The sequence below is a fragment of the Pseudomonas sp. A-1 genome, from assembly GCF_004801855.1.
In the GTDB taxonomy this organism is placed as follows: Bacteria; Pseudomonadota; Gammaproteobacteria; order Pseudomonadales; family Pseudomonadaceae; genus Geopseudomonas.
On record NZ_SSTC01000186.1, the window covers coordinates 1 to 2,479 of the forward strand.

Consider the following 2,479-nt stretch of genomic DNA (forward strand, 5'->3'; position numbering starts at 1 on the left):
ATCTGTGATGCCTGGACTCGAACACCGGACTGTTTCAAGCTTGACCCGCACCACCTCATCCCGGGACTACACACCTAACATTCTGGGGCTGATACCCTTCGCCCCATCCATTCGCAGGGAGGCGCGAGGCGATGCCTCGGTTCAAGACCGTTCACAAGGGACTCAAGCTGCTCCCCGTGGATTTCGACAAGCAGTTGCTGCCCGGCAGCTTCGAGCACGCGCTGTGCTACCTGGTCGACCACGAACTGGACCTCTCCGACTTCCACGCCCGCTACCGCAACGATGTCGAAGGTGCACCGGCCTTCGATCCGGCTGTGCTGCTGAAGATCGTCCTGCTGGCCTACAGCCGCGGCATCGTCAGCAGCCGCAAGATGGAAGCCGCCTGCCGCGATCATGTGCTGTTCATGGCCGTATCTGGCGACAGCCAGCCGCACTTCACCACCCTGGCCGCATTCGTCTCCAACATGGGCGACCTGGCCGCCAAGCTGTTCGCCCAAGTGCTCGCCGTCTGTGACCGCCAAGGCCTGATTGGCCGCGAGATGTTCGCCATCGATGGCGTGAAGCTGCCGAGCAACGCCAGCAAGGCCCGTAGCGGCACCCGTGCCGACTTCCTGCGCCAGGCCGAGAAAATGGAAAAGGCTGCCCAAGCGATGATCGAGCAGCAGCGCCAGAGCTACCGCCACCCGGAGGGCGAGGATCAGCGCGCCGCACGCCAGCTCGAACGCCTGCAGGCCAGTGCCCGGCAACTGCGTACCTGGCTGAATGACAATCCGGAAGACCGCAAGGGCGTGACCGGACGGGTCAACCTGTCCAATCGCACCGACAACGAGTCGGCCAAGATGGCCACCGGCAAGGGCGTGATCCAGGGCTACACCGGTGTCGCGGCGGTGGACGAGAAGGCGCAGATCATCGTCGAAGCCCAGGCCCATGGCACCGGCGCAGAGCAGGCATTGCTCGGCCCAGCGGTCGAGGCCACGGCCCATGTCCGCTCCTCCGACACCTGCTACACCGCCGATGCCGGCTACCACAGCCGCGCAGGACTCGAACAACTGCGCGCTGCGGGCATCCCGGCCTACATACCCGACAACGGCTACCGCAAGCGCGACCCTCGCTATGCCGGGCAGGAGCTGCACCTGAGCAAGCCCGATCCGCTCTGGGACAAGACCCCCAAGCCGCGTGCCTCCAAACTGTATACGCCCGCCGATTTCCGCTTCGACCCGGAGCGGAAAAGTTGCGTGTGCCCGGCCGGCAAGTCGCTGTATAGCAGCGGCAGTCACTGTCTGATCAAGGGGCAGCGGGCCATCAAGTTCCAGGGCGCTATGCGTGACTGCCTGGCCTGCCTGCAACGCGCGAAATGCCTGCGTAAGCCGGAGAAAACCGCGACGCGGCAGGTCGCGTTTTTCCTGCCCAAGGTTCAGCAAGAGGACGATGTACTGGAGCAGATGCGCCAACGGATCGACAGCCCGCAGGGGCGCGAGATGATCGGCCGGCGCTTCGCCACGGTGGAGCCGGTGTTCGGCAACCTGCGCCACAACAAGCGCCTGGACCGTTTCACCCTGCGTGGCCGGACGCGGGTGGACGGCCAGTGGAAGCTCTATTGCATGACGCACAACATCGAGAAACTGGCTAGCCATGGGGCCTTCCGATGAATACCGCGCCCCGTAACCGACCCGACCGGGCACCACGCCAAGGCTTGCCAGCCCGGCATCGGGGCCAACCGGGCGGATATCCGATCAAAACATCCTCGAATGCCCTGCTGGCCATGCAATCCGGACACGCGCAAAAAATTGCGACGCTGGGGCGCGGCGGTAGTGTTTTTGGGGTTTTTCTACAGCTTCGTTAGGTGTCTATGGGCCACGAACCGAAACGTCGCGCCACGTTAGAAGAAATTCTAGCCTCAACATCAGACGTGCTTTTCCCAGCCGAAATGGGTGAAAAGGTTGTATCTATCTCCAGCACTGACTGCGATGGCGACACCCCGCTTCATGTCATGGTGTGGCGCAATGATGCCTATGCCGTCAAAGTGCTTCTTGAGGCAGGAGCAAACCCTAATGCCATCGGCGATATGGGTGAAACACCACTGCATGTTGCGGTTAGCCAGGAAAATTTCGCTATTGCAAAAGCTCTCATGCAGGCAGGCGCCAAAACAAATATTCGTTCTGAGTTCAACGAAACGGCGCAAGAAAGGGCCATTCGTAAAGGTGGGGCAATTGCCAAGTTGTTCTCGTAACTCAACACCACCTAACATGGCGTATATGGACTCTCCCCACAAGTGGTGAGTAACCCTGTTCCAACCCTGTCGTCAGTGCGGTTGCATTCGTATATCCGGCCTTCGCTGGGCATTGCCGCCCGGGCCACTCTGTAGTTCGCACAACGGGGGCCAAGCGCTCAATCGATCACGGGGATCATGATTGTTATCGGCCTTGTTCCGTTGCAGGACTCGCCTGTTCCGACAGTGTCGCTTTTCACCACAACCACA

General features: G+C 61.2%; 2 protein-coding genes. Both read left to right on the forward strand.

Annotation, left to right across the window (positions count from 1 at the left end; genetic code table 11):
• Positions 1–131 precede the first annotated feature (131 nt).
• Entirely contained in the window at positions 132–1,649 is a 1,518-nt protein-coding gene (locus E5198_RS20930; RefSeq protein ID WP_136491831.1) for a transposase, read from the forward strand.
• Between the two features lie 200 nt (positions 1,650–1,849).
• Positions 1,850–2,230: an ankyrin repeat domain-containing protein gene (locus tag E5198_RS20935; protein ID WP_136491832.1), complete on the forward strand. Its 381-nt coding sequence runs from the start codon at positions 1,850–1,852 to the stop codon at positions 2,228–2,230.
• The last annotated feature ends 249 nt before the right edge of the window (positions 2,231–2,479 follow it).

Coding starts and splice junctions, on each gene's coding strand:
- E5198_RS20930 (WP_136491831.1), top strand. CDS start 132: ATGCCTCGGTTCAAGACCGTTCACAAGGGACTCAAGCTGCTCCCCGTG.
- E5198_RS20935 (WP_136491832.1), top strand. CDS start 1,850: ATGGGCCACGAACCGAAACGTCGCGCCACGTTAGAAGAAATTCTAGCC.